The sequence below is a fragment of the Microbacterium sp. Z10_103 genome, from assembly GCF_058310455.1.
On sequence record NZ_JBZEGK010000001.1, the window covers coordinates 1,491,797 to 1,518,475 of the forward strand.

General features: G+C 69.6%; 29 protein-coding genes. 4 read left to right on the top strand and 25 right to left on the bottom strand.

What is annotated here, in order from left to right; genetic code table 11:
• Positions 1–8 precede the first annotated feature (8 nt).
• The 9 genes from AC4FS2_RS07005 to AC4FS2_RS07045 form a co-directional block, all read right to left on the bottom strand.
• On the bottom strand, positions 9–911 hold the full coding sequence (locus tag AC4FS2_RS07005) for a tyrosine recombinase XerC (protein ID WP_491152492.1): 903 nt from the start codon (positions 909–911) through the stop codon (positions 9–11).
• A 51-nt stretch (positions 912–962) separates the two neighbouring features.
• A complete protein-coding gene (gene dprA / locus AC4FS2_RS07010; protein WP_491152491.1) occupies positions 963–2,129 on the bottom strand; it encodes a DNA-processing protein DprA in 1,167 nt (388 codons plus the stop codon).
• Between the two features lie 2 nt (positions 2,130–2,131).
• A complete protein-coding gene (locus tag AC4FS2_RS07015) occupies positions 2,132–3,661 on the bottom strand; it encodes a YifB family Mg chelatase-like AAA ATPase (RefSeq protein ID WP_491152490.1) in 1,530 nt (509 codons plus the stop codon).
• Positions 3,658–4,020 (bottom strand): YraN family protein, encoded by a 363-nt coding sequence (locus tag AC4FS2_RS07020; protein WP_491152488.1) that lies wholly within the window; start codon positions 4,018–4,020, stop codon positions 3,658–3,660. The genes AC4FS2_RS07015 and AC4FS2_RS07020 overlap by 4 nt, the downstream gene beginning before the upstream one ends.
• A 96-nt stretch (positions 4,021–4,116) precedes the next feature.
• Positions 4,117–4,440 (bottom strand): DUF2469 family protein, encoded by a 324-nt coding sequence (locus tag AC4FS2_RS07025; RefSeq protein WP_125132127.1) that lies wholly within the window; start codon positions 4,438–4,440, stop codon positions 4,117–4,119.
• 62 nt (positions 4,441–4,502) lie between these two features.
• Positions 4,503–5,162 (bottom strand): ribonuclease HII, encoded by a 660-nt coding sequence (gene rnhB, locus AC4FS2_RS07030; RefSeq protein WP_491152487.1) that lies wholly within the window; start codon positions 5,160–5,162, stop codon positions 4,503–4,505.
• Positions 5,159–5,923, bottom strand: a complete 765-nt coding sequence (gene lepB, locus AC4FS2_RS07035) for a signal peptidase I (RefSeq protein WP_491152485.1) — start codon at positions 5,921–5,923, stop codon at positions 5,159–5,161. The genes rnhB and lepB overlap by 4 nt, the downstream gene beginning before the upstream one ends.
• A gap of 145 nt (positions 5,924–6,068) precedes the next feature.
• Entirely contained in the window at positions 6,069–6,416 is a 348-nt protein-coding gene (gene rplS, locus AC4FS2_RS07040) for a 50S ribosomal protein L19 (RefSeq protein WP_491152483.1), read from the bottom strand.
• Between the two features lie 155 nt (positions 6,417–6,571).
• The gene (locus AC4FS2_RS07045; protein ID WP_491152481.1) at positions 6,572–7,066 is read right to left on the bottom strand and encodes an MFS transporter permease; all 495 of its coding nucleotides are present in this window, start codon (positions 7,064–7,066) and stop codon (positions 6,572–6,574) included.
• Between the two features lie 108 nt (positions 7,067–7,174).
• Between AC4FS2_RS07045 and map the strand changes: the two genes are divergently transcribed.
• Positions 7,175–7,957, top strand: coding sequence for a type I methionyl aminopeptidase (map, locus tag AC4FS2_RS07050; RefSeq protein ID WP_491152480.1), 783 nt, complete (start codon positions 7,175–7,177; stop codon positions 7,955–7,957).
• 14 nt (positions 7,958–7,971) lie between these two features.
• Here the strand turns inward: map and trmD are convergent, their stop codons facing one another.
• Genes trmD through rpsP form a run of 4 tightly spaced genes read right to left on the bottom strand, consistent with a single transcriptional unit; the run spans position 7,972 to position 9,946 of the window.
• Positions 7,972–8,661, bottom strand: a complete 690-nt coding sequence (trmD, locus tag AC4FS2_RS07055) for a tRNA (guanosine(37)-N1)-methyltransferase TrmD (protein ID WP_491152477.1) — start codon at positions 8,659–8,661, stop codon at positions 7,972–7,974.
• Position 8,662: 1 nt separating this feature from the next.
• On the bottom strand, positions 8,663–9,298 hold the full coding sequence (gene rimM, locus AC4FS2_RS07060; protein ID WP_491152475.1) for a ribosome maturation factor RimM: 636 nt from the start codon (positions 9,296–9,298) through the stop codon (positions 8,663–8,665).
• Positions 9,298–9,528, bottom strand: a complete 231-nt coding sequence (locus AC4FS2_RS07065; RefSeq protein ID WP_491152473.1) for an RNA-binding protein — start codon at positions 9,526–9,528, stop codon at positions 9,298–9,300. Before AC4FS2_RS07065 ends, rimM begins: the two co-directional genes overlap by 1 nt.
• A 4-nt stretch (positions 9,529–9,532) precedes the next feature.
• On the bottom strand, positions 9,533–9,946 hold the full coding sequence (gene rpsP / locus AC4FS2_RS07070) for a 30S ribosomal protein S16 (RefSeq protein WP_491152471.1): 414 nt from the start codon (positions 9,944–9,946) through the stop codon (positions 9,533–9,535).
• 187 nt (positions 9,947–10,133) lie between these two features.
• Here rpsP and AC4FS2_RS07075 point away from each other — a divergent pair, with 187 nt between their 5' ends.
• Positions 10,134–11,297, top strand: coding sequence for a glutamate--cysteine ligase (locus tag AC4FS2_RS07075; RefSeq protein ID WP_491152469.1), 1,164 nt, complete (start codon positions 10,134–10,136; stop codon positions 11,295–11,297).
• Positions 11,298–11,847: 550 nt separating this feature from the next.
• Here AC4FS2_RS07075 and ffh read toward each other — a convergent pair.
• From ffh to smc, 6 genes are all read right to left on the bottom strand, one after another.
• Positions 11,848–13,434: a signal recognition particle protein gene (ffh, locus tag AC4FS2_RS07080; protein WP_491152468.1), complete on the bottom strand. Its 1,587-nt coding sequence runs from the start codon at positions 13,432–13,434 to the stop codon at positions 11,848–11,850.
• A 44-nt stretch (positions 13,435–13,478) separates the two neighbouring features.
• Positions 13,479–14,048 (bottom strand): TetR/AcrR family transcriptional regulator, encoded by a 570-nt coding sequence (locus tag AC4FS2_RS07085; RefSeq protein ID WP_491152466.1) that lies wholly within the window; start codon positions 14,046–14,048, stop codon positions 13,479–13,481.
• 168 nt (positions 14,049–14,216) lie between these two features.
• Entirely contained in the window at positions 14,217–14,648 is a 432-nt protein-coding gene (locus AC4FS2_RS07090) for an MSMEG_6728 family protein (protein ID WP_491152465.1), read from the bottom strand.
• A 14-nt stretch (positions 14,649–14,662) separates the two neighbouring features.
• Positions 14,663–15,163, bottom strand: a complete 501-nt coding sequence (locus AC4FS2_RS07095) for a DUF2004 domain-containing protein (RefSeq protein ID WP_491152463.1) — start codon at positions 15,161–15,163, stop codon at positions 14,663–14,665.
• A gap of 45 nt (positions 15,164–15,208) precedes the next feature.
• Positions 15,209–16,081 (bottom strand): signal recognition particle-docking protein FtsY, encoded by an 873-nt coding sequence (gene ftsY, locus AC4FS2_RS07100; protein WP_491152461.1) that lies wholly within the window; start codon positions 16,079–16,081, stop codon positions 15,209–15,211.
• 22 nt (positions 16,082–16,103) lie between these two features.
• Positions 16,104–19,628 carry a chromosome segregation protein SMC gene (gene smc, locus AC4FS2_RS07105; protein ID WP_491152459.1) on the bottom strand — a complete coding sequence of 1,175 codons (3,525 nt, stop codon included), beginning with the start codon at positions 19,626–19,628 and terminating at the stop codon, positions 16,104–16,106.
• 467 nt (positions 19,629–20,095) lie between these two features.
• Between smc and AC4FS2_RS07110 the strand changes: the two genes are divergently transcribed.
• Both AC4FS2_RS07110 and AC4FS2_RS07115 read left to right on the top strand, forming a co-directional pair.
• Positions 20,096–20,365: a hypothetical protein gene (locus AC4FS2_RS07110; protein ID WP_491152457.1), complete on the top strand. Its 270-nt coding sequence runs from the start codon at positions 20,096–20,098 to the stop codon at positions 20,363–20,365.
• A gap of 77 nt (positions 20,366–20,442) precedes the next feature.
• Entirely contained in the window at positions 20,443–21,534 is a 1,092-nt protein-coding gene (locus AC4FS2_RS07115) for a GNAT family N-acetyltransferase (RefSeq protein ID WP_491152455.1), read from the top strand.
• On the opposite strand, the gene mutM is transcribed toward AC4FS2_RS07115, so the two are convergent.
• The 6 genes from mutM to AC4FS2_RS07145 form a co-directional block, all read right to left on the bottom strand.
• Entirely contained in the window at positions 21,491–22,438 is a 948-nt protein-coding gene (gene mutM / locus AC4FS2_RS07120; RefSeq protein ID WP_491152453.1) for a bifunctional DNA-formamidopyrimidine glycosylase/DNA-(apurinic or apyrimidinic site) lyase, read from the bottom strand. The genes AC4FS2_RS07115 and mutM overlap by 44 nt on opposite strands.
• Complete coding sequence (gene rnc, locus AC4FS2_RS07125; protein ID WP_491176812.1) at positions 22,431–23,120, bottom strand: ribonuclease III; 690 nt, start codon at positions 23,118–23,120, stop codon at positions 22,431–22,433. Before rnc ends, mutM begins: the two co-directional genes overlap by 8 nt.
• A 17-nt stretch (positions 23,121–23,137) precedes the next feature.
• Entirely contained in the window at positions 23,138–23,347 is a 210-nt protein-coding gene (rpmF, locus tag AC4FS2_RS07130; RefSeq protein WP_484509023.1) for a 50S ribosomal protein L32, read from the bottom strand.
• Between the two features lie 2 nt (positions 23,348–23,349).
• Positions 23,350–23,850, bottom strand: coding sequence for a YceD family protein (locus tag AC4FS2_RS07135; RefSeq protein WP_491155631.1), 501 nt, complete (start codon positions 23,848–23,850; stop codon positions 23,350–23,352).
• A gap of 104 nt (positions 23,851–23,954) precedes the next feature.
• Positions 23,955–24,452 carry a pantetheine-phosphate adenylyltransferase gene (coaD, locus tag AC4FS2_RS07140; RefSeq protein WP_491152449.1) on the bottom strand — a complete coding sequence of 166 codons (498 nt, stop codon included), beginning with the start codon at positions 24,450–24,452 and terminating at the stop codon, positions 23,955–23,957.
• 25 nt (positions 24,453–24,477) lie between these two features.
• Positions 24,478–26,643 (bottom strand): ATP-dependent DNA helicase RecG, encoded by a 2,166-nt coding sequence (locus AC4FS2_RS07145; RefSeq protein ID WP_491152447.1) that lies wholly within the window; start codon positions 26,641–26,643, stop codon positions 24,478–24,480.
• Positions 26,644–26,679: the final 36 nt, after the last annotated feature.

Here is a 26,679-nt window from a genome sequence, read left to right on the forward strand (position 1 = left end):
GCGCTGTGTCAGGCCCGCGGGTGAGCGAGCCGATAGGCCTCGGTGAGTCGCTCGCTGGACACATGGGTGTAGATCTGCGTGGTGCCGAGACTGGCATGGCCGAGGATCTCCTGGACCGCCCGAAGATCGGCGCCCCCGTCCAGCAGGTGCGTCGCCGCCGAATGACGAAGGGCGTGCGGACCGACCGCCGCCGACCCCACGACCGGGCCGATCGTGCGCGCGACGAGGTCGTAGACCGTCCGCGGGCCGAGGCGGCGTCCGCGTGCACCGAGGAACAGTGCTGCGCCGGCAGTGTCGGTGCGCGCAGCCAGCACGGGGCGCGCACGCACGAGGTAGCCGTCCAGCGCTCGACCGGCAGCGCCGCCGTACGGCACCACGCGCTCCTTGGAGCCCTTTCCGAGCACGCGTACCGTGCGGCGGTGGGGGTCCAGGTCGTCGACGTTCAGTCCGCACAGCTCGGACACCCGCAGCCCGGCGCCGTAGAGCATCTCCAGCACGGCCGAATCGCGCAGGGCGCTCGTGTCGCCGTCCACGGCGCGGACGGCGGCCGCCTCCAAAGCCTCGCGGAGCCCGTCGGCCGTCGCGACATGCGGCAGCGTGCGGCCGCGTTTGGGCGTCACCAGCCGCAGGGTGGGATCCGTTGCGACGAGCCCTTCCTCAAGAGCCCACCGGAAGAGGCCCCGCACGGCGGCCGTCCGGCGCGCGAGGGTGCTCCGCGCGAGGCCCTGCTGCGCAGCCGACCAGGCCCATTCACGGAGGTGCTCGACGTCTATTCCCGGGAGCGGGGCATCGCCGAGGGAGGCGACGAGGTCGTACAGATCGGCACGGTAGGCCCTCACCGTCGCAGGGGCGAGTCGCCGCACCTCAGCGAGGTGGGCGAGGTAGGAATCGATCGCGGCGCGCAGCTGCACTCCCCCAGGATGACCCACGATGGGCCAGCCCGGCCCCGGCCGCGCGGCGCGTCACCGGCTCGATGCGCGACGCCACCCCTCACCGTCGGCGACGAGACGTCCATCCAGGAGGGCGAGCCCGACGAGTGCCTCGACCTCGCCGATGGCCAGCCCGCTGCGTCGGGCGAGTTCGGCCGCCCCTGCGGATACCCGTGTGCTGGCCGCATCCAGAAGCCGCGTGAGGTCGTCGGTGCGTCCGGGCACTCCCGCGGGGCCGGCGACGGTCACCCCGAGGAGCTCACGCACATCGTCGGGGCCGGTGATGCACACGCCGTCGTACTCGCGGAGGATGCGGTGGCAGCCGGCTGAAGCAGCGCTGGTGACCGGGCCCGGCACGGCCCCCAACGCCCGCCCCAGGGAGGCTGCATGCGCGGCGGTGTTGAGCGACCCGCTGCGCGTGCCCGCCTCCACCACGATGGTCGCGTCCGACAGTGCGGCGATCAATCTGTTGCGGGCGAGGAAACGCCACTTGCTGGGGGCGGTGCCGCACGGGGTCTCGCTGGCAACGATGCCCGTTTGCGCGATGCGGGACAGGAGGTCGGCGTGGCCTGACGGATAGGGGCGGTCGACGCCGCCCGCCAGGAGCGCTGTCGTGAGTCCGCCTGCGGCGAGGGCCGCGCGGTGCGCGACCCCGTCGATCCCGTAGGCAGCCCCGGAGACCACCGTGATGCCGTCGGCAGCGAGTTCTGCCGCAAGCTCCGCCGCAACGTGCTCTCCGTACCCTGTCGCGGCCCGCGCCCCCACGATCGCGACGGCCGGTGCCGCCGTGGCGGGGGCGACGTCCCCCCGCTGCCACAGCGCGTGCGGCGCGTGGTCGCCCAGATCGGCGAGCCGCGTCGGCCACGCCGGGTCACCCGGAACCACCAGACGCACGTGCGCACGGCGCGCTCTCTCCAGCGCAGCGGACACCAGCTCCGGGTTCGCCCGCGGCATCCACCGATCTCGTGCGACCGCGAACTCCCGCGGCGCGAGGTCGACGGTATCGTCCATCAAGCCGGTCATCGCCCGCCGCAGCGCCGCCGCAGCCCCGAGCGTTGCGATCAGCACGCCGGCGACGCGGTCGCCGGGCTCGGTCAGAACGCTCCACACCGCACGGGCATAGGCCTCTCGGGCGTCGCCGGACCGATTCCACAGGCCCCTGAGCTCCGTGGCAGAGCGTTCGGGTGATAGGTCGAACATGCTCACACTGTGACTCCTCTCTTCAAGAACAGCGCCCGGCCGACGTCGTTCACATCCACGGCGGCTCGGCCCGCAAGGTCAGCCAGTGTCCACGCGACCCGCAGGACGCGGTCGTACCCGCGGAGTGTGAGCGAACCGCGGTGAAGCGCCGCGTCCAACGGCCGCCGCACGATCGGCGGTGGGGCCAAGGGACCCTGACGCAGCCAGCTGCCGGGCACGTCGGCATTGCGTCGCCATGGGGTTTCGGACAGCCGGGCCGACGTGCGCTCCCGGGCAGCCAGGACCCGTTCTCGCGCGGCGGCGCTGGTCGCGGCCGCAGGGACGACGTCGCGGTGTGCGACGGAGACGCGGCGCAGCGACAGCTCGATGTCGATGCGGTCCAGCAGAGGGCCCGACAGCCGACCGAGGTATCGGCGGATCGCCGAGGGCGGACACACGCACGTGCCGCCGGGGACGCCGTACTGACCGCACGGGCAGGGGTTCGTCGCCAGAACGAGCTGGAACCGAGCCGGATAGGACGCCTCCGCTCCAGCCCGATGGATCGCGATGGTGCCGGACTCCAGAGGCTGGCGGAGTGCATCCAACGCTGACGCCGCGAATTCGCCCGCCTCATCGAGGAACAGCACGCCGCCGCTGGCCCGCGCGATGGCGCCGGGCCGCACCACCCGCGACCCGCCGCCGACGAGAGCTCCCACGGTCGCGCTGTGGTGCGGTGCTTCCCAGGGCGGCACGCGTGAGAGGCGGGTCACCGATGCGCCCGCCAGCGACCGGACGCAGGCCGCGGTCAGGGCAGCCTCGTCGTCCAGGGGCGGCAGGATTCCTGGAAGCCGTCGGGCGAGCATCGTCTTTCCGGCCCCCGGGGGCCCGCTCATCAGCAGGTGATGTCCGCCCGCCGCGGCCACCACCAGCGCCTCGACGGCTTCCGGTTGCCCGATCACGTCGGCCAGGTCGGGAACGTCTCCGGCCGCGCCGGAATCGTCGGCGGCGGCGGTGACGGGCTCCAGATCCGGGGCGTCCACTTCGGCTCCGTGCCAGCGCAGCACGTCGGCCAGGCACGTTGCCCCGAGAACCTCGATGCCGTCGACGAGTTCCGCCTCCTGCCGATTCGCGAAGGGCACGACGACGCGGGTGATTCCTGCCCGGGCGGCCGCCAGCACCGCCGGAAGGACCCCGGGAAGCGGACGGAGCCGGCCGTCGAGCCCCAGCTCGCCGATGTGCACGGTCGTCGCCAGCCGCGCCGCATCCATCTGACGCTCGGTCGCCAGTGCCGCAACGGCGATCGCGACGTCGAAGCCGGCACCGTGTTTGGGCAGGCTGGCCGGTGACAGGTTGACCGTGAGGCGGCGCCGCGGGACGGGAACGTTCCGGTTCGCGCACGCGTTTGTCACCCGTTGCACGGCCTCACCGATGGCCTTGTCCGGCAGCCCGATCACACGGAAGCCCGGTGTCTGCGGGGAGAGGTCGGCCTCCACCTCCACGACCGCTCCGTTGAGGCCGGACAGCGCGATCGACAGCGTCCTCGCGGTCGTCACAGCGCGTCCTCGAGGTGTTCGAGCACCGCAGTCGGCGCGTCGGGTCCGGTGAGCGCTATCGCATCGATCCGCAGACGACGGCCCCGCGCCAGGTCGGGGTGCGCCACGATCCACGCAAGTGCCAGACGCCACAGCCGGGCGGCTTTGCGCGCGTCGATCGCCTCCAGCGGATGCCCGAAGGCCACGGACCGGCGTGATTTGACCTCGACCACGACGAGGTCTCTTCCGCGGACGGCGACGATGTCGATCTCGCCCTGTGGACACCGCCAATTGCGGTCGATGACGGTGAAGCCCGCAGAGCGCAGATGGGCCGCCGCCCGTTCCTCACCCGCTCGCCCGAAGTCGTCTTTCGCTGCCATGCAGCCCAGCCTCGCGGCCGGTCGTCTCCCTCGGGGCGCCCGCGGAAGGAACCGGGGATGAGTTCGACGGGGCCGCGCCTGGGGAGGAGAAGTCGCTCAGCCGTCGAGAGAGAGTTCCTCGGGAAGCTGGAAGTCCCGCCGCGACAACTCCTCGACGTTGACATCCTTGAAGGTGAGGACGCGAACGGACTTCACGAAGCGGTCGGCGCGGTAGATATCCCACACCCAGACGTCCGTCATGGAGATCTCGAAGTAGAAGTCGTGCTCGGTGTCGCGGCGTACGACGTTCACCTCGTTGGCGAGGTAGAACCGTCGCTCGGTCTCGATCACGTACTGGAACTGCGAGACGACATCGCGGTACTCGCGGTACAGCGCCAGTTCGAGTTCGCGGTCGTAATCCTCGAAGACATCGTCATCCATGGTGTCTCCATCCTAGGCCGAGCGGCACTGCCCGCGGTGGGCGTGCCACCGGACGCAGGGGCTCAGAAAAGCGTCGGGGCGTCGGTGATCGACCAGGACTGCCGATGATGCGCACTCACGCCATGCGAGCGGATCGCTTCGCGGTGTTCGGGACTGGCGTACCCCTTGTTACGCGCCCAGTGATAGGCGGGCAGCTCGTCGTGCAGGCCGGTCATGACGTTGTCGCGCGCGACCTTCGCAATAACCGAGGCCGCAGCGGCGCTGGCGCAGTCGCGATCGGCCTTGATGACGGGGGTCACCCGAAGGCCGGTGGCACCCGCCGGCGTGATGTAGTCGTAGTTGCCATCGAGGATCACGATGGCGCTCTCCGGCACCACCCCGGCGACGCGCAGATCCGCGATCGCCCGGATGGCGGCGAGCCCGAGCGCGCGGATGATCCCGACCTCGTCGATCTCGATCGAACTGGCCCACCCCACCGCGCTGGCCGCGACCCACCCCGCCGCCCGCGCCGCGACGTCGGCGCGCTTGGGCTCGGGGACCAGCTTGGAGTCGCGGAGTCCCGCCGGCACGCGTTTGCGCGAGCGTTCCGGGTCGATGACCGCGGCGCCCACCGCGACCGGGCCGGCCAACGCGCCACGCCCCACCTCGTCACACGCGATGATCAGTGGATGCTCCTTCAAGAGCCGCCGCTCGAGGGTGAGTCGCGGCTCGACGACGGTCATGGCGCGTCCTCCGCGGCGGGGATGCCGGCGAACGCATCGTGCTGGAAGTCGATGCCACCGAAGCGTCCCAGCGGCCAGGTGATCAGGAACGCCCGGCCGACCACGTTCTCCAGCGGGACGAACCCCTGGCCCGGCTGGTCCTGGTTGTAGCGCGAATCACGCGAGCTGTCTCGGTTGTCGCCGAGCACCCACAACGACCCCTCGGGAATCTCGACGTCGTACGGGACGGGTTCGGCGGCCGAGCGACCGGGAGGCAGGTTCAGGTAATCGGTCTCGTCGATCGGCACGCCGTTCACCGTCACCTGACCCAGCGCGTTGCAGCACACCACGTGGTCACCCGGCAGACCGATCACCCGTTTGATGAGGTGGTCGTCGCTGTCGGGAGCTGACAATCCGACGAGCGAGAGGATCCAGTCCCCGGCTTCGACGATCGCCGGCCGCTCAGGCTCATTCGAGGGCGGGAGCCAACCGCCCGGGTCACGGAACACGACGACGTCGCCGCGCTCGTACTCCCCGAAGCGGGGTGTGATCTCATCGACGAGGATGCGGTCGTTCACGAGGAGCGTCTGGGCCATGGAGGCGGACGGGATGTAGAAGGAGCGGACCAGGAACGTCTTCACCAGGAACGAAACGAGCAGCGCGATCACGACGATCACCAGGACGTCGCGGAGGAAGATCAGCAGCCCGCGCCGGCGATCACGTTCCCCACCGACCTGGCCTTCGGCCCGTGCGGGGGCGGATGCGGTCTGCTCGCTGCTCATGGGATCCTTCACCCGGCCCGCATGACGACGCGAACCGCCCACCAAGCGTCGCACACCTCACGCAACCGGCGGCAATCGTCGGCGCAGTTCATCGACAAACGACGAAACGCCCCGGGCGATGCCGGGGCGTTTCTCGGGAGTGCGATCAGCGGTCGCGCTTCTCCTTGATCTTGGCCTTCTTGCCGCGCAGGGCACGGAGGTAGTACAGCTTGGCGCGGCGCACGTCACCGCGCGTCACGACCTCGATGTGGTCGATGACGGGGCTGTGCACCGGGAAGGTGCGCTCGACACCCACCTGGAAGCTGATCTTGCGAACCGTGAAGGTCTCGCGCACGCCATCGCCGGAGCGACCGAGCACGATGCCCTGGAACACCTGGATACGCGAGCGGGTGCCTTCCGTGATGTTCACGTGCACCTTGACGTTGTCGCCGGGAGCGAAGGCGGGGATGTCCGAGCGGAGTGAAGCCGCGTCGACGGCATCGAGGATCTGCATGATCTTCTCTTCCTGCGGCCGCCACAGGTCGACCGCATGATGTATGAATAGTTTCGGATGTGCCCGAGGCCGCGAAAGCGGCGGACTCCCCTGAGGCAGAGCCGGTCAGGACACAAACATCCATTCTGCCATGGATGTGGTGCGGCCCCAAACCGTCAGGAGCCGGAGGGTCGCTCCGTGACGACGATCACGGGAGTTTCGGTGGGCGCCGCCCGCGGTGGTTGCGATGGCGGGAGATACCCGGTGCCGTCTGCCGCGCGGAGAAGCGACTGGGCCCCGGCACGCGCCTCGCGCCAGAGCTGCCAGACCGTCAGCCAGAAAAGGGCGACCGCGCCGACGAGGGCGGCCACGAAAGCGATGCCGAACCACGCCGGACTGAAAAAGCCCGTGGCGATCACGAGGACGTGCCACACCCCGAACCCGAGCACATCCCACCACGACACGGCCCGCAGAGCCCGCACGCTGCTGCGTGCACGGACCAGTAGTGCGAGCACGATCTGTCCGAAGAACACCGAGGGCATCGCCAGGAAGAGCACCCAGATGAGGGCCCACCCGCCCGCATCGAAGGCGATCCACCCGGCCAGGAGCCACACCGGCAGCACGACGGCGGCCGGGAAGAGCCACCAGAAGAACGCCCGTCGAAGCCACATGCCCCTGATGCTAATGCCGCCGCCCTCCCCACCGCCCGGGACGGGCGCATCCCTCGGCATCCTCACGGCTTGGGCATCCGCGACAATGGAACAGACGGAAGGATTTCCATGATCGAGTTGCGCACCCCCGCGGAGATCGAGGCGATGCGGCCGGCCGGCCGGTTCGTAGCCGAGGCCCTGGCGACCCTGCGTGAGGAAACGAAGGTGGGGACCAACCTCCTGGCCATCGACCGTCGCGCACACGATCTCCTCCGCCGCGCCGGCGCGGAGTCCTGCTATATCGATTACCACCCGTCCTTCGGGGCGAGCCCGTTCGGCAAGGTCATCTGCACGTCGATCAATGACGCCGTGCTGCACGGCCTTCCTCACGACTACGCGCTCCGCGACGGCGATCTCGTCTCTCTGGATTTCGCCGTGTCGATCGACGGATGGGTCGCCGATTCCGCTGTCTCCTTCGTCGTGGGCACCCCTCGCGACGAAGACCTCGCTCTCATCGACACGACCGAGCGTGCTCTGGATGCGGCCATCGCTTCGGCCGTCGTCAGCAACCGGATCGGCGACATTTCCGCCGCGATAGCCGCGGTCGCCCACGCGGACGGGTACTCCATCAACACCGACTTCGGTGGGCACGGGGTCGGCCGGGAGATGCACGGCGACCCGCACGTCCCGAACGACGGCAAGCCGGGCCGCGGCTACCCGCTGCGGGCGGGGCTCGTCCTGGCGCTCGAGCCCTGGTTCCTGGCCACCACCGACCGGCTGATCACCGACCCCGACGGCTGGACGCTGCGCAGCGCAGACGGCTCACGGGGTGCGCACTCCGAGCACACCGTTGCCATCACCGAGGACGGCCCCATCGTGCTGACCGACCGCTCGTTCCTCGGCGTGGACTGACACCCGCTCTCGGTTCAGTCGCCCAGGAGATCGGGGCGCCGCTCGCGCGTGCGCTCCAGCTGCTGCTCGCGGCGCCACGCGGCGATGGCGGCATGGTTGCCGCTCAGCAGCACGGGCGGAACCTCCCGGCCGCGCCAGACGGCGGGCTTCGTGTAGGAGGGGTATTCCAGCAGGCCGTCCTCGTGGGACTCCTCGACGAGACTGGCCGGATTGCCCACGACGCCGGGGATGAGCCGTCCGATCGCTTCGATCATCGCCATCGCGGCCACCTCGCCGCCGTTGAGGACGTAGTCGCCGAGGCTCACCAGCCGGACGTCGCCCAGGCTCGCCGCCTCCGCGAAGACGCGCTCGTCGATGCCTTCGTAGCGCCCGCATCCGAAGACGAGGTGCGGGGCCTCGGCGAGCTCTCGGGCGGTGGACTGACGGAACACCTCGCCCGCGGGAGAGGGGAAGACGAACACGGGGCGGTCCGCCGCATCCCGCGCGATCTCCTCGAGGGCCTCGCCCCAGGGTTCCGGCTTCATCACCATGCCCGCTCCGCCCCCGTACGGGGTGTCGTCGACGGTGCGGTGACGATCGTGCGTCCAGTCGCGCAGGTCGTGCACGCGGATGTCGAGCAGGCCCGCCCCGCGAGCCCTACCCAGGAGAGAGACTTCGAGCGCGTCGAAGAACGACGGGAAGATCGAGACGACGTCGATGCGCACGTCAGTCCTCCCGGTCGCCGTCCTCGGTCACCGTTTCGTCGACGGTTCCCGGCTCCGGCTCATCGGAGGCCCCCGGCAGGTCTTCGAAGAGACCGGGAGGCGGAGTGACGACGACACGGCCGCCGACGACGTCCACCTCGGGGACGAGAGCCTTCACGAAGGGGACCAGGACCTCGCGCTCCCCCACCGTCACGATCAGCAGGTCCTGCGCCGGCATGTGGTCGACCCGGGCGACGCGCCCGACGATCTCGCCGTCGCGGATGACGTCGAGGCCCACCAGTTGGTGATCGAACCACGCGTCGTCTTCGGCGGGTGAGGCCAAAGCATCCTCGTCGATCCACAGGATGGCACGAACAAGCTCCTCGGCGGCGGACCGATCGTCCACGCCTTCGAAGAAGGCGACGGCGTGGCTGTTCATCCACTTGAACTCGCGGACGGTGAGTGACTTACCGTGCCACGGCGACGCGGTCGGCACCTGGAGCGTGAATGTCGCTCCCGGGGTGAATCGGCCGTCCGGGTCATCGGTGTAGAGCTCGAGCTTCAACGCGCCCTTGAGCCCGTGGGCTTTCACGAGGCGCCCCACGCGCAGCTGAGTGCGCGCGGGTTTCGGGGAACGGGACGGAGCGGCGTCCGACATCAGTCGTCGGCGACGTCGACGCGAACGCGACGACCGTCCGCGAGCGCCGAGATCAGGGTGCGCAGGGCCTTGGCCGTGCGTCCGCCGCGCCCGATGACGCGGCCCCGGTCATCCGGGTGCACGCGTACCTCCAGCACGTCACCGCGAGGAGATGTGCTGGAGGTGATGGCGACATCGTCCGGGTGATCGACGATCCCCTTGACGACGTGCTCGAGCGCGGCGGCGAGCAACGGATTACTCGGAGTCTGACGCCGCAGCGGCGTCGGCGTCCGCGGCGGGGGCCTCGGGCGCCTTCTTCTCCGCCTTGGGCTTCACGACGGACTTTTTGGCCGAGTCGATTTCGAACGGCTGCTTCGGCTCGGCGACCTTGACCGTCGAGACGGCGTTCTCGTCGCCCTTGAAGCGACCCCAGTCTCCGGTGAGCTTCAGCAGTGCGGCGACCTGCTCGGTCGGCTGTGCGCCGACGCCGAGCCAGTACTGCGCGCGCTCGGAGTCGACCTCGATGAACGAGGGCTCCTCCGTGGGGTGGTACTTGCCGATCTCCTCGATGACACGACCATCGCGCTTGGTGCGCGAGTCGGCAACGACGATGCGGTAGTAGGGCGCGCGGATCTTTCCGAGACGCTTGAGACGGATCTTGACAGCCACGATTCTCCTGGTGATATGGAAGTGACGAACTGGTCGCCGGAGTGGGGTACGCATCCGGCGGAAGCTCAAATGGTTGGACCGAGGCTGGATAGAGGGTCGAGCAGACGGTCCAGCCCTCTATTCTGCCAGACATCTGCGGATGCCGCGAAACGCGGGGTCGTGCCGCCTCCCATGCCAGACTGTCGCCATGACGGTCCCGTTCGCGCCCTCTGCACGTTCGTCGGTCGGGATCGAGTGGGAATTGATGCTCGCCGACCGCGAGACCGGTGATCTGGTGCCGCGTGCGCCCGACATCGTGCCGCCGCTCGAGGAGCGCACGAAGCTCGAGCGCTTCACCATCACGCAGGAGCTCCTGACCAACACCATCGAGCTGACCAGCGGGATCGGCGGCACGGTGGCTGCGGCCGTTGACGACATCGGCGACGCCATCGCCGCCGTACGGACCGAGACCGAGCCCCGCGGCGTGGAGCTGCTGTGCGCCGGCAGCCATCCGTTCGCCCAGTGGTTCGATCAGGAGGTCACGGACAAGACGCGGTACCACAAGCTGATCGAGCGCACCCAGTGGTGGGGGCGCAACATGATGATCTGGGGCATCCACGTGCACGTGGGGGTTGAGGACGTCAACAAGGTCTTCCCCCTCATCGACGCACTGTCGGTGTACCTGCCGCACCTTCAGGCGCTATCGGCCTCGAGCCCGTTCTGGGCGGGTGAGCGCACCGGGTACGCCTCCAACCGCGCACTCGTATTCCAGCAACTCCCGACCGCGGGACTGCCGTGGCAGCTGGAGAACTGGGCCCAGTACGAGGCATACATCGACGACATGACGCGCACCGGAGTCATCGCCGATGCGACAGAGGTCCGCTGGGACGTCCGGCCGGCCCCCCGGTGGGGCACGATCGAAGTGCGGGCGTGCGACGGGATGTCCACGCTCCCGGAGCTCGCCGCCGTGGCCGCGCTCATTCAGTCGCTGGTCGAGCGGTTCTCCCGCGACCTCGACGAGGGCCGCCCCATCCCCCGCATCCCGCCCTGGTACATCCGTGAGAACAAGTGGCGGGCGGCGCGGTACGGCCTGGGCGCGCGGATCATCGTCGATGCCGACGGACGGCAGGCGCCGGTCGTCGAGCATCTCCGCGAGACCATCGCCGAGGTCACCGATATCGCCGTGGAGCTGAAGTGCGGGCGCGAACTCGCGGCGCTGGACACCATCCTTGCCACCGGAGGCAGCTCGGCGCGCCAGATCGCGGTCGCCGAGGCCGCGGACGGCGACCTCCGTGAGGTCGTACAGCACCTGATCCGGGAGTTCCGCAGCGGTCCCACCCTGCGCGAGCACCTGCGTTCCGTCGCTCCCTGACGCCGCCTGCTCGCCGGTCCGGCCGGCCGCCCGGGTTCGGACAGGGGTTAATCCCCGCGTTGCCGAATCAGGAGATGTGGCCGACACAGGCTCGTTTCGCCTGCATCGGCCTGTCTCCGCCAAAACTCCTGAACTCGTGAACCGGCACGGCGGATGCGGGCGCGGTCGGGCCCCGGCGGCGGATGCGGGCGGGTCGGCCCGGCGCCGCGCCGGCGGCGAGAATGCAGGCGACGTCAGCCCCGGGAGCCATCCCTGCGTCCCCGAATCAGGAGATGCGGCCGACACAGGCTCGATTCGCCGATTCCGTCCTGTCTCCGCCAAAACTCCTGAACTCGTCACACGGTAGTGCGGATGCGGGCGGGTCGGGCCGCGCGCCCGCGGCGAGCGCAGGCGGTGCCGACCCCCGGAGCCATCCCCGCGTCGCCGAATCAGGAGATGTGGCCGACACAGGCTCGATTCGCCTGCAGCGGCCTGTCTCCGCCAAAACTCCTGAACTCGCCCCCGCATGGTGGATGGGGCGGGGTCAGACCCGCGGCGGATGCGGGCGGGGTCAGCCCCGGCCGAGGAGCTTCTGGAGCTCGGCGAGGTCGGCCTCGCTCGGCGGCGCGGCGGGACCCGCGCCCGCACCGCCGCCGGCACCGCCGCCGAGCCCGAAGCCGGAGCCGGACGGCGCTGCGGGGGCAGCCGCGGCGATCCCCGCGTTCTCGGCCGCGCGCTTGGCCGGATTGCCCGACCGGGATCCCTTGGCCTTCTGCTGCTTTCCCCGCTTGGCGGATGCGCCGGGGCGCCCCGCGCCGGGCACGGGGCCCATCCCGGGAATGTTCGGCACACCGCCCCGGGCCATGGTCTTCATCATCTTCGCGGCCTGTTCGAACCGCTGGACGAGGGAATTCACGTCCGTGACGGTCATACCGGAGCCGCGCGCGATGCGCAGGCGACGGGAGCCGTTGAGCACCTTCGGGTTCCGCCGCTCCCCCGGTGTCATCGAGCGGATGATCGCCTCCGTGCGGTCGATCTCACGCTCGTCGAAGTCCTCCAGCTGCTGCTTCATCGACCCCATGCCCGGGAGCATCCCGAGCATCTTCTTCATGGAGCCCATCTTCTTCATCTGCTGCATCTGCTCGAGGAAGTCCTCGAGCGTGAAGGTCTCCGTCGCCAGCTTCTCGGCGACCTTCATCGCCTCTTCCTCGTCGAACGCGGCCTGCGCCTGCTCGATGAGGGTCAGGATGTCGCCGAGGTCGAGGATGCGCGACGCCATCCGGTCCGGGTAGAAGGGCTCGAGATCGTCGAGTCCCTCCCCCGTGGAGGCGTAGATGATCGGGCGGCCGGTGACGGATGCGACGGAGAGCGCCGCACCACCGCGGGCGTCACCGTCGAGCTTGGAAAGCACGACGCCCGTGAAGTCCACACCCTCCTGGAACGCCTTGGCGGTGTTGACGGCGTCCTGACCGATCATCGCGTCGATGACGAACAGGACCTCGTCCGGATCCGTGGCGTTGCGGATGTTCGCGGCCTGCTTCATCAGCTCGGCGTCGACGCCCAGCCGGCCGGCGGTGTCGATGATGACGGTGTCGTGCTGAGAGCGACGTGCGTACTCGACCCCGTCACGGGCGACCTTGACGGGGTCGCCGACCCCGTTGCCCGGCTCGGGAGCGTAGATCGCCGCACCCGCACGCTCGGCGACCACCTGCAGCTGGTTCACGGCGTTCGGTCGCTGCAGGTCGGCCGCGATCAGCAACGGCGTGTGCCCGTCCTTCTCGAGCGAACGTGCGAGCTTTCCGGCGAAAGTCGTCTTCCCCGACCCCTGAAGGCCCGCGAGCATGATCACGGTGGGCGGGTTCTTCGCGAACTGCAGTCGACGCTGCTGACCACCGAGGATGCCGACGAGCTCCTCGTTGACGATCTGCACCACCTGCTGTGCAGGGTTCAGGGCCTTGCTGACCTCGTCGCCGAGTGCACGCTCGCGGATCGCCGCGGTGAACTCCTTCACGACGGGGAGAGCGACGTCGGCGTCGAGCAGGGCGCGACGGATCTCTCGAACCGTCCCGTCGACGTCGGCAGGCGTGAGCTTGCCCTTGGTGCGAAGGTTGCGGAAGGTCTCGGTGAGCCGGTCGGAGAGCGTGCCGAAGGTAGCCATGATGCGGCAAGTTTACGCGAGCGCGCCACCCGCTCCGCCGGGGATCACCGCGGCACGCAGTCGAGGGCCTGACTGAGGATGTCGGCGAGGTTCGTGCGGCCGGGGCCCAACGCCGCCCAGCGCGAGATGGCCGCGAGCACCGCCCCGCCGTAGGCCGCTCCGATGACCTCGGCACGGAGGGGCTCGACGCCTCCGCGCCGCAACCGTTCGGCGACCGCATCCGCAATCCGCGCGCGCCGCACCCCCGCCTCGCGCTGCAGGTCCTCGCCGATCCCCATCGTCTCGGCCTGCCCGAGCGCCAGCGCGAGGCTGTCGGGGCGGAACCCGTCGGCCAGCGACGCGACTGCGGTCGGGATGGCAGCGAGGGTGTCGGAATCGTCGGCGCGCAGCCGGTCGGCGAGGGCCGCGATGCGCTCATCCAGGGCCGCCCAGAAGACATCGCCCTTGGTCGCGAAGTAGTTGAAGAAGCTCGAGCGGCTGACGCCGGCCCGGGTGGTGATGTCCGTCACGGACGTCGAGTGGTAGCCGCGTTCGAGGAACAGTTCGCAGGCGGCTTCGGCGAGCGTCTCGCGTGACGACGCCCGGGGGCGACCGGTGCGGCTCTCCGTCGGCATGTCCCCAGGTTATCGCCGGCGCTCCCTCGCGCGATGTGTTGTTGGGCTGCATCCATCAACGAGGGCCGGGCGTCGCCCCCGCCCGAGATCGATCCCGCCGACCCGGCGGCCGCCCTCCCTGCGGGCGACCGAGGTTTCGCGCAGGGCGTCTGACGTCGACGGTCCCGCTCAGACGGTCGGCCAGATGTAGGGCAGGTCGTCGGGGATGTCCCCGAAGATCGGACGGTAGTGCTCCGGGTCCTTCCGCAGGAGGTTGGACCGGTGCGACAGGTGGAACGCCTCGTCGCCGAGCCAGGGCGGCAGGACCAGGTCCGCCTGTGCGACCCCGTCCACCTCGGGTGCGAAGAGCAGGAGCTTGTCTCGTACCGTGTCCGCACGTCCCGAGGCGATCCACACGTCGGTCATCGCCAGGCCGTACGCGACGAGCGCCGGCAGGTACCCAGTCCACATCTTCGCCGCCGGGTGATGGCGCCAGCCGTAGCCCGGCACGGTGTTCGCCCGCAGGAGCTGGAACGTCTCGACTCGCTGCTTGCCGAGCCTGGGCGCATCCAGCGCCCGCGCCGACTCGAGGAAGGAAGGGTACGGCAGGAAGGTCTGCACGCGCAGCCGAGGGGTCAGTCCGCGCTCGTGACGGACTGCACCGACCCGTCGGAGGCGAGGTTCACCAGCAGAACGTCGTCGGTTGCGTCGGGGTCCAGGGCGTACTCCAGCACCGCGAACGGCTCGGAACCGCCATGCTCGTCGGCCAGGATCGTCATGCTCATCAACTGCAGAGACCGGATGACGTCCACCTGCACGTCGCCGGAGACATCCACCATCAGGTCCTCGAGCTCGTCTCCGAGCGCCTGCTGCTGCTGCAGGATGTACTCGATCACCTCGCTCGTGCGATCGTCCAGCTCCGACACCATCGCGTTGCGGGCGGTCGCGTCGATGCCCTCGAGCGAGGACACCATGGCTGCGGCCACATCCAATGCGGCCTGGGAGACGTCGTCCTGGTCGGGAGCGGTCAGATCGACCGTCACGGTCTGATCGCCGAGCTCGACGTTCTCCGACCAGAAGATGGATCCGTCCGGGCCCGACTCGAGGAGTCCGAAAAAGTCGTGCTCGATCGCCATGGCCCTATGAAACCAGTCCCTTCGCTCGTGCGATAGTCGGCAGCATCAGTCGACGAGGGACGCCGCGAACACGTGCGGGGTGAAGCCGGTCAGGTCGCCGATCCCCTCCCCCGAACCGAGGAGCTTGACCGGGATGCCGGTGCGCTCCTGTACCGCCAGGATGAACCCGCCCTTGGCCGAGCCGTCGAGTTTCGTGATCACGAGACCTGTCACGCCGGCATGCTCGAGGAAGGCCTGCGCCTGCATCACGCCGTTCTGCCCCGTCGTGGCATCCAGCACCAGCAGCACCTCGCTGATCGGCGCCTGCTTTTCGACCACGCGGCGGATCTTGCCCAGTTCATCCATCAGCCCACCTTTGGTGTGCAGGCGGCCGGCGGTGTCGACCAGCACGATCTCGGTGCCGGTCTCCTTCGCGTAGGAGATGGTCTGGAAGGCGACGGATGCAGGGTCCTGCCCCTCGTGCTGCGGGCGGACGATGGTCGCCCCTCCCCGTTCTGCCCAGGTGGCGAGTTGGTCCACCGCTGCCGCCCGGAAGGTGTCGGCGGCACCGACGACGACGGAGCGGCCGTAGCGCTGCAAGAACTTCGCGAACTTCCCGATGGTGGTGGTCTTGCCCACGCCGTTCACGCCCACGACGAGCACCACGGCGGGGCGCTCGGTCAAGCGCAGCGTGGTGTCGAACTTCGCGAAGTGCTCTTCGAGCGTCTCCCGCAGCATGCGCTGAAGGTCGCGGGGGTCGGTCGTGCGATATCGGTCGACCTTCTCGCGGAGTTCATCGACGAGGCGCTCCGTGATGTCGGGACCGAAATCGGCGGTCAGCAGGGCGGTCTCGAGGTCTTCCCATGTCGTCTCGTCGATCGTGGGCTTGACGAACAGACCGCGCAGCGCGCGACCGAGCGACCAGGAGTTCTCCGCCATGGGTCCAGCCTACGGCGCGCGCTCAGGCCGAAGCGCGATCGCCGACCCGCTGCCCCACCACGGCAGACACGCCGTCCTGACGCATCGACACACCGTAGAGCGCGTCCGCGATCTCCATCGTGCGCTTCTGGTGCGTGATGACGATGAGCTGGCTGTTCTCGCGCAGACGCTCGAACACGCCCAGCAGCCGCCCGAGGTTCGCGTCGTCCAGCGCGGCCTCCACCTCGTCCAGGATGTAGAACGGGCTCGGGCGGGCGCGGAAGATCGCCACGAGGAACGCCACCGCTGCCAGCGACCTCTCCCCGCCCGACAGCAGACTCAGCCGCTCGATCTTCTTTCCGACGGGCCGCACCGACACTTCGATCCCCGTCGTCAGGGGCGATTCGGGGTCGGTCAGCGAGATGCTCCCGGTTCCCCCGGGGAAGAGGATCGGGAAAACCTCCGTGAACGCATTCCGGGTGTCTTCGAAGGCAGCCAGGAAGATCGTCTGCATCCGCTCATCCAGCTCATCGATGATGGTGAGGAGGTCCTTGCGCGTCTGCGTGAGGTCGGTGAGTTGCTCCGTGAGGAACGCGTGACGCTGTTCGAGAGCGGCGAACTCCTCGAGTGCGAGCGGGTTCACACGGCCGAGCTGTCCCAGCTTGCGCTCCGCGTCAGCGAGCCGACGTCGCTGGCCGGCCCGGTCGAAGGGGGTCGATTCCGGCTCCTCCCCGTCCGCGGGAGGGGCGTCCGACGGCACCGGCTGGTCCGGACCATATTCTGAAACAAGAATGTCTTCGTCGAGACCCAACTCCGAGGAGACGCGTTCGAGCAGGCTCGTGGCATGGAGACGCTTCTCGTGGATCTTCAGCTCCAACCCGTGCACGTTCTCCGTGAGCGCACTGAGCCGCTCACGCAGGGCCGCGTCTTGGGACCGGGCCTCCGCCAGCTCTGCGGTGACCGCGGTGCGCGCAGACTCCGCCGCGGCCAATTCCACCCGCGCCTGGCTCACCGAACGGTCCACGGAATCCAGCAGTGGGGGCAGCTGCCTCGCCACGTCCGCGGCGATCTCGCGCTGCGCGCGCCGGAGAACGGCCCGGCGAGCGGCCTCCTCCGCCGCAACGCGTTCGCGCTCCCGCTGCCGCTCGAGTTGCACGACGCGGGCCTCGCCCGCGCGCACGCGTTCGCGGAGGGTCTCCACGTCGAGGCGTGCCCGCATCTCGGCGTCACGCGCCGCCTCCAGCGCAGCGAGCATGCCTTCACGGGCCGACGCGTCCAGGATCGGCCGGGGAGCTTCCAACGCGCGCGCCAGCGCATCCCGCGCGGCTCGCTCCGCCGACTCGGCGTCGGTGACGGCCGCCTGCGCCGGCACGAGGCCTGCGACGAGTCGGTCGCATTCGGCAACCGCCGCCTCGTGCCGCACGCTCGCGCGGTTCACCTTCTCGGCGTGTGCGGCGAGAGCCGCGTCCTGCGCTCGCAGCGCCGCCAGAGCCTCCCGCGCGCGCTGGCGTGCCGTGTGATGAGTGGAGACCGCATCGGCAAGGGCCTCTCTCAGCGAATCGGCCACCACCGAAATCTCCGTCAGGCGCTCAGCCGCTGTATCCCGCTCGGCGGCGAGTTCGAGCCGCGACCGCCCCGCCCCCGAGCCTGCGCGCAGCGTGAAGGCGGTGATCACTTCGCCGGCGCGGGTCACCAGAGTGACGGAAGCGGCCACCGAGTGCAGTCGTTCCAGCGCGGCACGCGCGGTGGGCAGGTCGTCGGCGATGAGGACCGAACCGAGGATGCCCCGCACACCCTCCGGGGCGGTCACCACATCGGCGGCCGACACGATGCCGGGGATGGCCGGGAGTTCGACGGGCATGGCGGAGACGTCGGCCGCCGCGATATCCACCACCCCCAGGTCGCTGTCACGGGCGAGTTCCGCGGTAGCGAAGGCGTTGTCCCGCGTGTCGACGAGCAGGCCCTCACCGAGAGGACCGAGCGCCGCCGCGATCGCCGCCTCGAACCCGGGCTGCACCTTCACGGCGTCGCTGACGAGACCGCGGATGCCGCGACCGCCCCCCGAAACCAGCTCGGCGGCGGCGTTGCGCACATCCAGAGCGCGCCCGAGCGCGGTGGTCTGCGCGGTCAGAGCCTCCACTTCGCGCTCGGCGGCGTGCAGCCGGTCGCGAAGTTCGGAGACCGTCGTCTCCGCATCGGCGGCATCCCGCTGGGCGCGTTCGTACGCGGCGGCATGCTCGGCCGCCGACTCCTCGGGCGCGAGCTCAGGGTCGAGCCCTTCCCATTCCGCTTCGGCCTCTGCCCGCCGCACGAGCGCCGCATCCAGCGCGCGCTGCTGGCGCTCCACCGCCGTCCGTACGGCTCCGAGCGCCGACGCCGCAGCCTCGGCCGTTCCGCGCAGCGTGCTGATGCGCATGTCATGCTCGGAGACGAGGGCGCTCTGCGCGGCGATGTCGACGTCCAGCGCGTCCAGTTCCGCGCGAGCCCGGCTCACGGCGCGCGAAGCATCGGCGGCCGCATCCTGGGCATCCCCCAGTCCGGCCGAGATCTCGTCGATCTCGGCGCGTGCGTCGTCGATCATCCCGCGGGACACCGTGGGGGTGAACCCGGACGGGTCGTCCCCGTCCGCGGAGAGCAGCGCGAGCCGCTGACCGGCGAGGGAATACAGACCGCGCAGGCGCTCCTGCACCTGTTCCAGCGCGAAGGACACGCGTCGCGCTCGATCCACTGCCTCGGAGCGCTGGTCGTTCTCCAGCCGCTCGATCCGCGCCCGCAGGTTCTCGGCCTGGTCCTGGAGAACGACCCGTTCGGTGTGCCGCTCGCTCTCGGCTCGCGCGTGGTCCGCGAGCTGTGTGCGCAGGGCCACCAGTTCGTCGGCGAACAGGCGCGCCTTGGCGTCACGCACGATCGCGGCGATGGTGGCTGCCTCCCGGGCGATCTCGGCTTGACGCCCCAGAGGTTTGAGCTGGCGGCGCAATTCTCCGGCCAGGTCGCTCAGGCGCGTCAGGTTCGCCTCCATCGCGTCCAGCTTGCGCAGGGTCTTTTCCTTGCGGCGGCGGTGCTTGAGGATGCCGGCCGCCTCCTCGATGAAGCCGCGGCGGTCCTCGGGGGTGGCCTGAAGGACGTTGTCGAGCCGGCCCTGCCCGACGATCACATGCATCTCACGGCCGAGCCCCGAGTCGCTGAGGAGCTCTTGGACGTCGAGCAGCCGGCAGGTGTCTCCGTTGATCGCGTACTCGCTCGCACCGGTTCGGAACAGGGTGCGGCTGATGGTGACCTCGGAGTACTCGATCGGCAACGCTCCGTCGCTGTTGTCGATCGTGAGCTGCACCTCGGCCCGCCCGAGCGGTCCACGCGTGGAGGTGCCGGCGAAGATGACGTCTTCCATCTTCCCGCCGCGCAGGGTCTTGGCACCCTGCTCGCCCATCACCCACGCGAGAGCGTCGACCACATTGGACTTTCCGGACCCGTTCGGCCCGACGATGCAGGTCACGCCCGGCTCGAACGCGAACGTCGTGGGCTGCGCGAACGACTTGAAGCCCTTCATCGTCACGCTCTTCAGGTGCATGGATGCGCCTTCCCGACCGGCATTCTCACCGGTTCACGGTATCGGACCTGCACCGCTGACCTCGCACGGCGTGCCGTACACCCGCCGACTCGGCTCGGGACGACACGCCCGGCGGCCTGGGTTTTCTGGGAGATCCCTTGACGCGCCCCGCGGAGATCCGCTAGCGTCACAGATCGCGTTCGAAGTTGAGAGGAGGTCACCCCAGATGATTCAGCGAATCGCGCACCGCGTCGCACCCACCAGCATGCCATTCGGCACCGGGGTGATCGGCTCCTTCCGCGCCCTCCCCGGCCTCGCCGGCTGACCCACCCCCGGGGGAAGACTCCGCCTTTTCGGCGGGGTCGATCACCGCGCGGGTTTCGTCGCCGCCCTGTGCGACTCCGCGTCGCCCATTCCCGTCGCACTTCTCTGCGGCCATCCGCCCGACTCCGGGCACGCCCCTTTCCTTCGCTCGAAAAGAAACAGCCATGAATACCACCCTTCCGCGCGTACGGGCTCTGGACTCCGAGAACCAACGCACGCTCAACGACCTGCGGTCGCTCCCGCAGCCTCTCTCAGCGATCGACCGGCTGTCGCTGCGGGTCGGGCTGTGGCTCCTGTTGCGGAGCACACGCAGCACGGCCCTCCCCCTCCCGGAGCACGCCGACCACACGCGGCGCCTCGCCGCCCTCCGCGATCGGGAGCTCCGCGAGCGCGCGGGACAGAAGCTCGCGGCTCTCCTCACGGTGCGCACCTGACCTTCGCTATCCGCGCCGGGGACTGCAGGTTCTGCGGTCCCCGGCGCACCGATCCACTCCGACGAAAAGACATTCCGATGAGCACCACCCCGGCCGGCCTCGAGCTGCGCCCGCTGACCCTGCCCACCACCATCGACGACGACGACGCCGCCGACTTCATCGAGATGGTTCGCGTGCGCAACATCGTGTACGAGGAGATCTCCGGACACGGCGACTTCCGTCTGGCTCCGCAGGAGTTGCTGCCCGCGTACGCCCCCGACCCCACCGAACTGCGGCTCGTCTGGGTGGCCGTGCTGGACGGCGAGATCGTCGGCCGCGTGGGCGTCGACATCCCCCGCGAGCCCGGATCCCGCGTGGCTTACTGGCTGATCGAGCTGCGCCGCGCGGTGTGGGGACGCGGGATCGGCACCGCCGCCTATGACCTCGTCGAGCGCACCGCCCGCGGCCATGGGCGCACCGTGCTGCAGTCGTGGGCGCAGCATCCGGAGGCCGAAGGCCCGCGCATCTCGTCACCGACCGGTTTCGGCAGTATCCCGCACGACCACGCCGCGCGGTTCTATCTCCGCACCGGCCATTCGCTCGAGCAGGTCGAACGCAACAGCGCCCTCGACCTGGCTGATCCGCAGCTGCGTCGCCACCTGGACGGGCTGCTCCAGGACGCCACCCGGGCTTCCGCGGGATATCGCGTCGTTCAGTGGCAGCTTCCGACGCCGCCGGAGTTCGTCGACGGCTACGCGTGGATGAAGTCGCGGATGGCGACGGATGTGCCGGCGGGGATGCTCGAGTTCGACGAGGAGACGTGGGATGCGGACCGCCTGCGGCGCCACGAGCGGGTCTACCTCGACGCAGGCAGAACGATGCTCGTCACGGCGGCGCAACACGTGGACTCGGGCGACGTCGTGGCTTTCAACGAGCTCGTCATCGGGAACGACCCCACGCAAGCCACGTCGCAGGAGGACACGCTCGTCCTCTCCGAGCACCGCGGCCACCGGCTGGGCATGCTGGTCAAGTGCGCGGCGCTTCTCGCGTGGCTGGACATCGCCCCGAACTCGCCGCGGGTGCTGACGTCCAACGCCGAGGAGAACCGGCCCATGCTCAGCATCAACGAAGCGATCGGGTTCGCGCCTATCGCCTACGAGGGAGCGTGGAAGAAGGTTCTTGCGGACTGACCGTCCGCGCGTGCGGGAGTCGCTGGCAGCGCGGGCAGTAGTGGCTCGAGCGGTTCATGAACGATGCGCGCACGAGGGGCCGGCCGCATCGTGGACAGGGCTTGCCGGTGCGGCCGTAGGCGTTCAGCGAATGGGCGAAGTATCCCGCTTGGCCGTTGACGTTCACGTACTGCGCGTCGAAGCTCGTCCCGCCCTCGGCGAGGGCCTTGTCCAGGACCGCACGCACCTCGGCCAGCAGGCGCCCGACGGCGCGTGCGGACAGGCTCCGCGCCGGCGTCTCAGGGTGAAGGCGGGAGGCCCACAGTGCCTCATCGGCGTAGATGTTGCCGATGCCGCTCACGGTGGTCTGATCCAGGAGCACGCGCTTGATGCCGGAGTTCTTGCGGGCCAGTGCCGCGCGGAAACGACCCTCATCGAAGGCAGGGTCGAGCGGGTCACGGGCGATGTGCGCGACCTGCACCGGCACCTCCGCCCGCTCGCTCCCGCGTCCGCCGGGAGCACCGTCGGGGGTCGGCACCAGGTCGTCGATGGCGAGCGAGCCGAACGTGCGCTGATCGGCGAACGCCACCGCAAGCTCGCCGTGGTCGGGATGCTCCACATCGATGCGGATGCGCTCGTGCCGCTCCGGTGCCGCACCGGGCGTCCGCAGCAGCAGCTGGCCGCTCATCCCGAGGTGCGCGATGACCGCCTCCGAATCGTCCGCCAGCGGCAGCCAGAGGAACTTCCCCCGCCGCGCCACGCCTTCGATGGTCCGGCCGATGAGCGCCGCTTCGAACGCCTCCCCCGGTGCGTCGTGGCGAGTCAGTGCCCGCGGGTCGCGTACCGACACGCCGGCGATACGGGCTCCGGTCAAGGCGGGAGCGAGACCGGCACGAACGACCTCGACTTCCGGGAGTTCAGGCATGGGCGCTGAGCTCACGCCATGCGGTGAGGGCGGCAGCCATCTCGGCCTGCTTCTTACTGGATCCCTCTCCCACCCCGGCGAGTTCGCCCACGAGCACGGTCGCGGTGAAGCGCCGGTCGTGGTCGGGCCCGCGGGCGTCGACCTTGTAGGCGGGGGCAGAAAGTCCGCGCCGCGCGGCAAGCTCTTGCAGGCTGGTCTTGGGATCCATCGCCGCGCCGTAGCGGTCGGGATCGGCCAGCAGAGGCTCGGTGAGGCGCAGCACCAGCGCCGTGGCAGCGTCGGGCCCGGCGGAAAGATACGTGGCGCCGATCACCGCCTCCATGGTGTCGGCCAGGATCGAATCCTTGTCGCGCCCCCCGGTGAGGTCTTCGCCTCGGCCGAGCAGCAGATGGGCGCCGAGGCCGATGGCCCGCGCGATCTCCGCCAGCGCCACCGTGGACACCACACTCGCGCGCCGCTTGGCCAGTTCGCCCTCGTCCAGGTCGGGATGCTGCGTGAACAGCCGTACCGTCACCGCCTGCCCGAGCACCGAGTCACCGAGGAACTCGAGGCGCTCGTTATGCGCGATGCCGCCGTTCTCGTACGCGAACGACCGATGTGTCAGGGCCAGTGACAGAAGCTCGGGGTCGATGTCGACCCCGAGCTTCTCGGTGAGCGTCTTGCGCTCAGGTACGTCGGTCACGGCACATGCCGTAGACGTCAAACGTCAGCGACCTTGCGGCCCTTGTACTCGAGGAACAGCTCGGTGCCCTGCGAGTCGGTGACGACCTTCGCCTGGTGGGGACGGCTGTAGACGACCTTGCCGTTCTCGATCGTCTTGACCAGGGCAGTCGCCTTGGCCTTCCACTGCGCGCGGCGCGAACGGGTGTTGGAGCGGGATACCTTCCGCTTCGGGGGGTTACCTGCCATGGCTAACTCTTTCCTGTGTTCTGGACATCGTGGTGCGGTGCGTCGTCGCCGGGCTCTGGGGTGAATTGCTGCAGGGCGGCCCATCGAGGATCGACGGTTTCCTGCGGTCGTTCCTCGATGCTTCTGGTCAGTCGCTCACCCGTGGCCGGGTCGAGGCCGGGGCAATCCGGCTGACACACCGGCTGGAACGGAAGCGACAGAACCATCGCGTCTCGGACGAGAATTTCCAGATCCACACGGTCATCGCGAACCTCGAAGTCCTCCGCTTCATCCCCAGGATACGCGAAAAGCTCTTGGAACTCGACTTCGACCGGCTGGGTGATGTCGATGAGGCACCGTCCGCAGACGCCGGAGTACGTCGCATCCGCGATTCCGGACACGAGCATGCCCTCGTGCACCGACTCCACTCGCAGGTCGATGCCGATCGGCTCGCCCTCGGGTATGGAGACCAGTCCCTCGCCCCACTTCGTCGGGGCCGGGACCTCGAGCTCGAATTCGCGCATCTCCCCGGGCCGGCGAACGATGTCGCGGACGGCCACGGAGAAGGGTCCAGGTCGGGTTCTCACGGTCGTCCATGCTACCCGCGCCACGAGATGCGCGGGCCGAGTCAGGGCCGAGCGCCTCGGTTCAGGAAGCGGGAGACGGCCGGCGGGACGAAGGGGGACACATCTCCACCCAGTGCCGCCACCTGCCGCACGAGCGAACTGGAGACCATGGCGTGCGCAGGATCGGGCAGCAGGAACACCGTCTCCACGTGCGCCAGGTGGCGGTTCACGATCGCCATGGGCGTCTCGTACGCGACATCCACTTGCGACCGGATGCCCTTGACCAGCACTCCGGCGCCCACGTCGGTGGCGTAGTCCACGAGCAACCCCATGGTCCAGGATGCGACGACGATCTCGGCGCCGTCGAGGGCGCTGTCAGCGATCGACTGTTCCAGCAGTGTGAGCCGCTGGGCGATCGGCAGCATCGCCTCTTTGCCCGGGTTGTGCACCACGAGCACGTGCAGCTCGTCGTAGAGCGCCGCGGCGCGGCGGATCACGTCGAGGTGTCCGAGCGTCGGCGGGTCGAACGATCCCGGGACGACAGCGATCCGGCTGTTCATGCCACCACCCTATCGGCGCCGCCCGTCATCCCTTCGCCAGGGCCGCGCGCTCCTCCGCCCCGACCCGGCGTTCGATGGCCGCCGCCAGCCCCCGGTGACGCGTGAGCGCGGGATCCTCCGCGAGCACCGTCTCGGCCACAGCCCGCGCCTGGGTGATGAGATCCGCATCGGCGACCACGCGCAGCAGTCGCAGCGATGAGCGCGCGCCGGACTGGGCGGCACCCAGGACATCGCCCTCCCCGCGGAGTTCGAGATCGACTTCGGCCAGCTCGAACCCGTCCAGGGTGCGTGCCACGGCCTCCACGCGGGCGCGCGCCGGCGTGCCCGGCGAGGACTCCGTCACCAGGAGGCACAGTCCCGGTACGCCACCACGACCCACACGGCCGCGCAGCTGGTGCAGTTGCGACACACCGAACCGATCGGCTTCCAGGATGACCATGGTCGACGCGTTGGGCACGTCGACGCCCACCTCGATCACGGTCGTGGCGATGAGCACGTCGATATCGCCGCGGGCGTAGGCCTGCATGATGGCGTCCTTCTCGTCCGCCGGCATCTTGCCGTGCAACGTGGCGACGCGGATGTCGGCGAAGAGCGGATGCCGCGACAAGACGTCGGCGACCTGCACGACACCCCACCGCGTGCGGGAGACCTCCCCGGCATCGGATACGACGTCCTCCGCGGTGTCGTCTTCGGCTCCGGTGTCGGAATCGATGGCGGCGCACACGACGAAGGCCTGCCGTCCTTGCTCGACCTCCTCCGCAACCCGCTCCCACACGCGCGCGAACCACCCTGGTTTCTCGGCCACCGGAGCGACGAACGTCTGGATGCCCGCGCGCCCGGCCGGCATCGTACGGATGGTGGAGACATCCAAGTCGCCGAAGACGGTCATGGCTACCGTCCGCGGAATCGGCGTGGCCGTGAGGACCAGGGTGTGGGGCGCCGTTCCCTTGGCCCGCAATGCCTCGCGCTGGTCGACGCCGAAGCGGTGCTGCTCGTCCACGACGACCAGACCGAGGTCGGCGAAGGTCGTGGTCGCGCTGAGGAGCGCGTGAGTGCCGACGACGATGAGCGCCTGCCCCGAGGCCACCCGGAGTGCGGCCTTGCGCCGTTCGGCGGCGGAGAGCTGGCCGGTGAGCAGCGTCGGCATCAGCTGGGGCGCCAGCTGGGGCCCCAGCATCCGTGCGATCGAGCGCACGTGCTGTGCCGCCAGCACCTCTGTGGGCGCGATGAGCGCGGACTGCCCCCCGGATTCGGCGACCTGCAGCATCGCGCGCAACGCCACGAGGGTCTTTCCCGAGCCCACCTCGCCCTGGACGAGACGGTTCATCGGCCAATCCCCCGCCAGGTCTGCGGCGATCTGGTCTCCCACCGAGATCTGGTCGGGGGTGCGACCGAACGGCAGGGCAGCGTCGAAACTCTCCAGGAGTCCGCCTGCTGCGGCCGAACGCTTCGTCGCCGACAGCGCGCGGACGAACTGGCGCTGCTGGAGGAGCGCGGCCTGCAGCACGAACGCCTCGTGCATACGCAGGGTGGCGACGGCCGGTCCGACCTGGTCCTCGAAGTCAGGCCGGTGGATGCGTTCGAGAGCCGTCCGCGCATCCAGCAGCTGATAGCGGGCGCGGAGGTCGTCGGGAAGCGGATCGTCCACCTCATCCAGCCCGTCGAGCACGAGACCGATCGCCTTGTGAATGAGGGTGCTGGGCACGGAACTGGTCGCCGGATAGATCGGGATCGGCAGGTTCGCATGAGCCTCCGCGGCCAGCCGGGCCGTCTCGACGTCTTCGAAGAGCTCGTAGTCGGGGTGCGACAACTGCGTCGTCCCGCGGTACTCCCCCACCTTCCCCGAGAAGATCCCGCGCCGTCCGGGATGCAGATCCTTCAGCCGCCACGCCTGATTGAAGAAGGTCAGGGTCAGGCGCCCGTCGCCGTCGCTGATGACGACCTCGAGGATCGAGCCTTTGCGATTCTGCATGCGCCGCTCGCCGGCGCTGACGACTTCCGCGACGATGGTGACGGGCTCGCCGATCGGCAACGACGCAATCGGCGTCAGCTCGCCACGCGAGGCATAGCGACGGGGATAGTGCGTGAGCAGGTCTCCGACGGTCGCCATGCCGAACGCGCGCTCGAAGGCACTGGCGGTCTTGCCGCCCACGGCGCCATCCAGGCGCGAGGCGAGCGTGAGGCCGGGCATGCTTCGAGTCTAGGCACGAGCGGGGACACGGCCGGC

Excerpts from the sequence above, each read along its gene's own strand:
- dprA (WP_491152491.1), bottom strand. The coding sequence starts at position 2,129 with ATGTTCGACCTATCACCCGAACGCTCTGCCACGGAGCTCAGGGGCCTG.
- AC4FS2_RS07020 (WP_491152488.1), bottom strand. The coding sequence starts at position 4,020 with ATGGCAGCGAAAGACGACTTCGGGCGAGCGGGTGAGGAACGGGCGGCG.
- AC4FS2_RS07025 (WP_125132127.1), bottom strand. The coding sequence starts at position 4,440 with ATGGATGACGATGTCTTCGAGGATTACGACCGCGAACTCGAACTGGCG.
- rnhB (WP_491152487.1), bottom strand. The coding sequence starts at position 5,162 with ATGACCGTCGTCGAGCCGCGACTCACCCTCGAGCGGCGGCTCTTGAAG.
- lepB (WP_491152485.1), bottom strand. The coding sequence starts at position 5,923 with ATGAGCAGCGAGCAGACCGCATCCGCCCCCGCACGGGCCGAAGGCCAG.
- rplS (WP_491152483.1), bottom strand. The coding sequence starts at position 6,416 with ATGCAGATCCTCGATGCCGTCGACGCGGCTTCACTCCGCTCGGACATC.
- AC4FS2_RS07045 (WP_491152481.1), bottom strand. The coding sequence starts at position 7,066 with ATGTGGCTTCGACGGGCGTTCTTCTGGTGGCTCTTCCCGGCCGCCGTC.
- map (WP_491152480.1), top strand. The coding sequence starts at position 7,175 with ATGATCGAGTTGCGCACCCCCGCGGAGATCGAGGCGATGCGGCCGGCC.
- rimM (WP_491152475.1), bottom strand. The coding sequence starts at position 9,298 with ATGTCGGACGCCGCTCCGTCCCGTTCCCCGAAACCCGCGCGCACTCAG.
- AC4FS2_RS07075 (WP_491152469.1), top strand. The coding sequence starts at position 10,134 with ATGACGGTCCCGTTCGCGCCCTCTGCACGTTCGTCGGTCGGGATCGAG.
- ffh (WP_491152468.1), bottom strand. The coding sequence starts at position 13,434 with ATGGCTACCTTCGGCACGCTCTCCGACCGGCTCACCGAGACCTTCCGC.
- AC4FS2_RS07085 (WP_491152466.1), bottom strand. The coding sequence starts at position 14,048 with ATGCCGACGGAGAGCCGCACCGGTCGCCCCCGGGCGTCGTCACGCGAG.
- AC4FS2_RS07095 (WP_491152463.1), bottom strand. The coding sequence starts at position 15,163 with ATGGCGATCGAGCACGACTTTTTCGGACTCCTCGAGTCGGGCCCGGAC.
- ftsY (WP_491152461.1), bottom strand. The coding sequence starts at position 16,081 with ATGGCGGAGAACTCCTGGTCGCTCGGTCGCGCGCTGCGCGGTCTGTTC.
- smc (WP_491152459.1), bottom strand. The coding sequence starts at position 19,628 with ATGCACCTGAAGAGCGTGACGATGAAGGGCTTCAAGTCGTTCGCGCAG.
- AC4FS2_RS07110 (WP_491152457.1), top strand. The coding sequence starts at position 20,096 with ATGAATACCACCCTTCCGCGCGTACGGGCTCTGGACTCCGAGAACCAA.
- AC4FS2_RS07115 (WP_491152455.1), top strand. The coding sequence starts at position 20,443 with ATGAGCACCACCCCGGCCGGCCTCGAGCTGCGCCCGCTGACCCTGCCC.
- mutM (WP_491152453.1), bottom strand. The coding sequence starts at position 22,438 with ATGCCTGAACTCCCGGAAGTCGAGGTCGTTCGTGCCGGTCTCGCTCCC.
- rpmF (WP_484509023.1), bottom strand. The coding sequence starts at position 23,347 with ATGGCAGGTAACCCCCCGAAGCGGAAGGTATCCCGCTCCAACACCCGT.
- AC4FS2_RS07135 (WP_491155631.1), bottom strand. The coding sequence starts at position 23,850 with ATGCGCGAATTCGAGCTCGAGGTCCCGGCCCCGACGAAGTGGGGCGAG.
- coaD (WP_491152449.1), bottom strand. The coding sequence starts at position 24,452 with ATGAACAGCCGGATCGCTGTCGTCCCGGGATCGTTCGACCCGCCGACG.
- AC4FS2_RS07145 (WP_491152447.1), bottom strand. The coding sequence starts at position 26,643 with ATGCCCGGCCTCACGCTCGCCTCGCGCCTGGATGGCGCCGTGGGCGGC.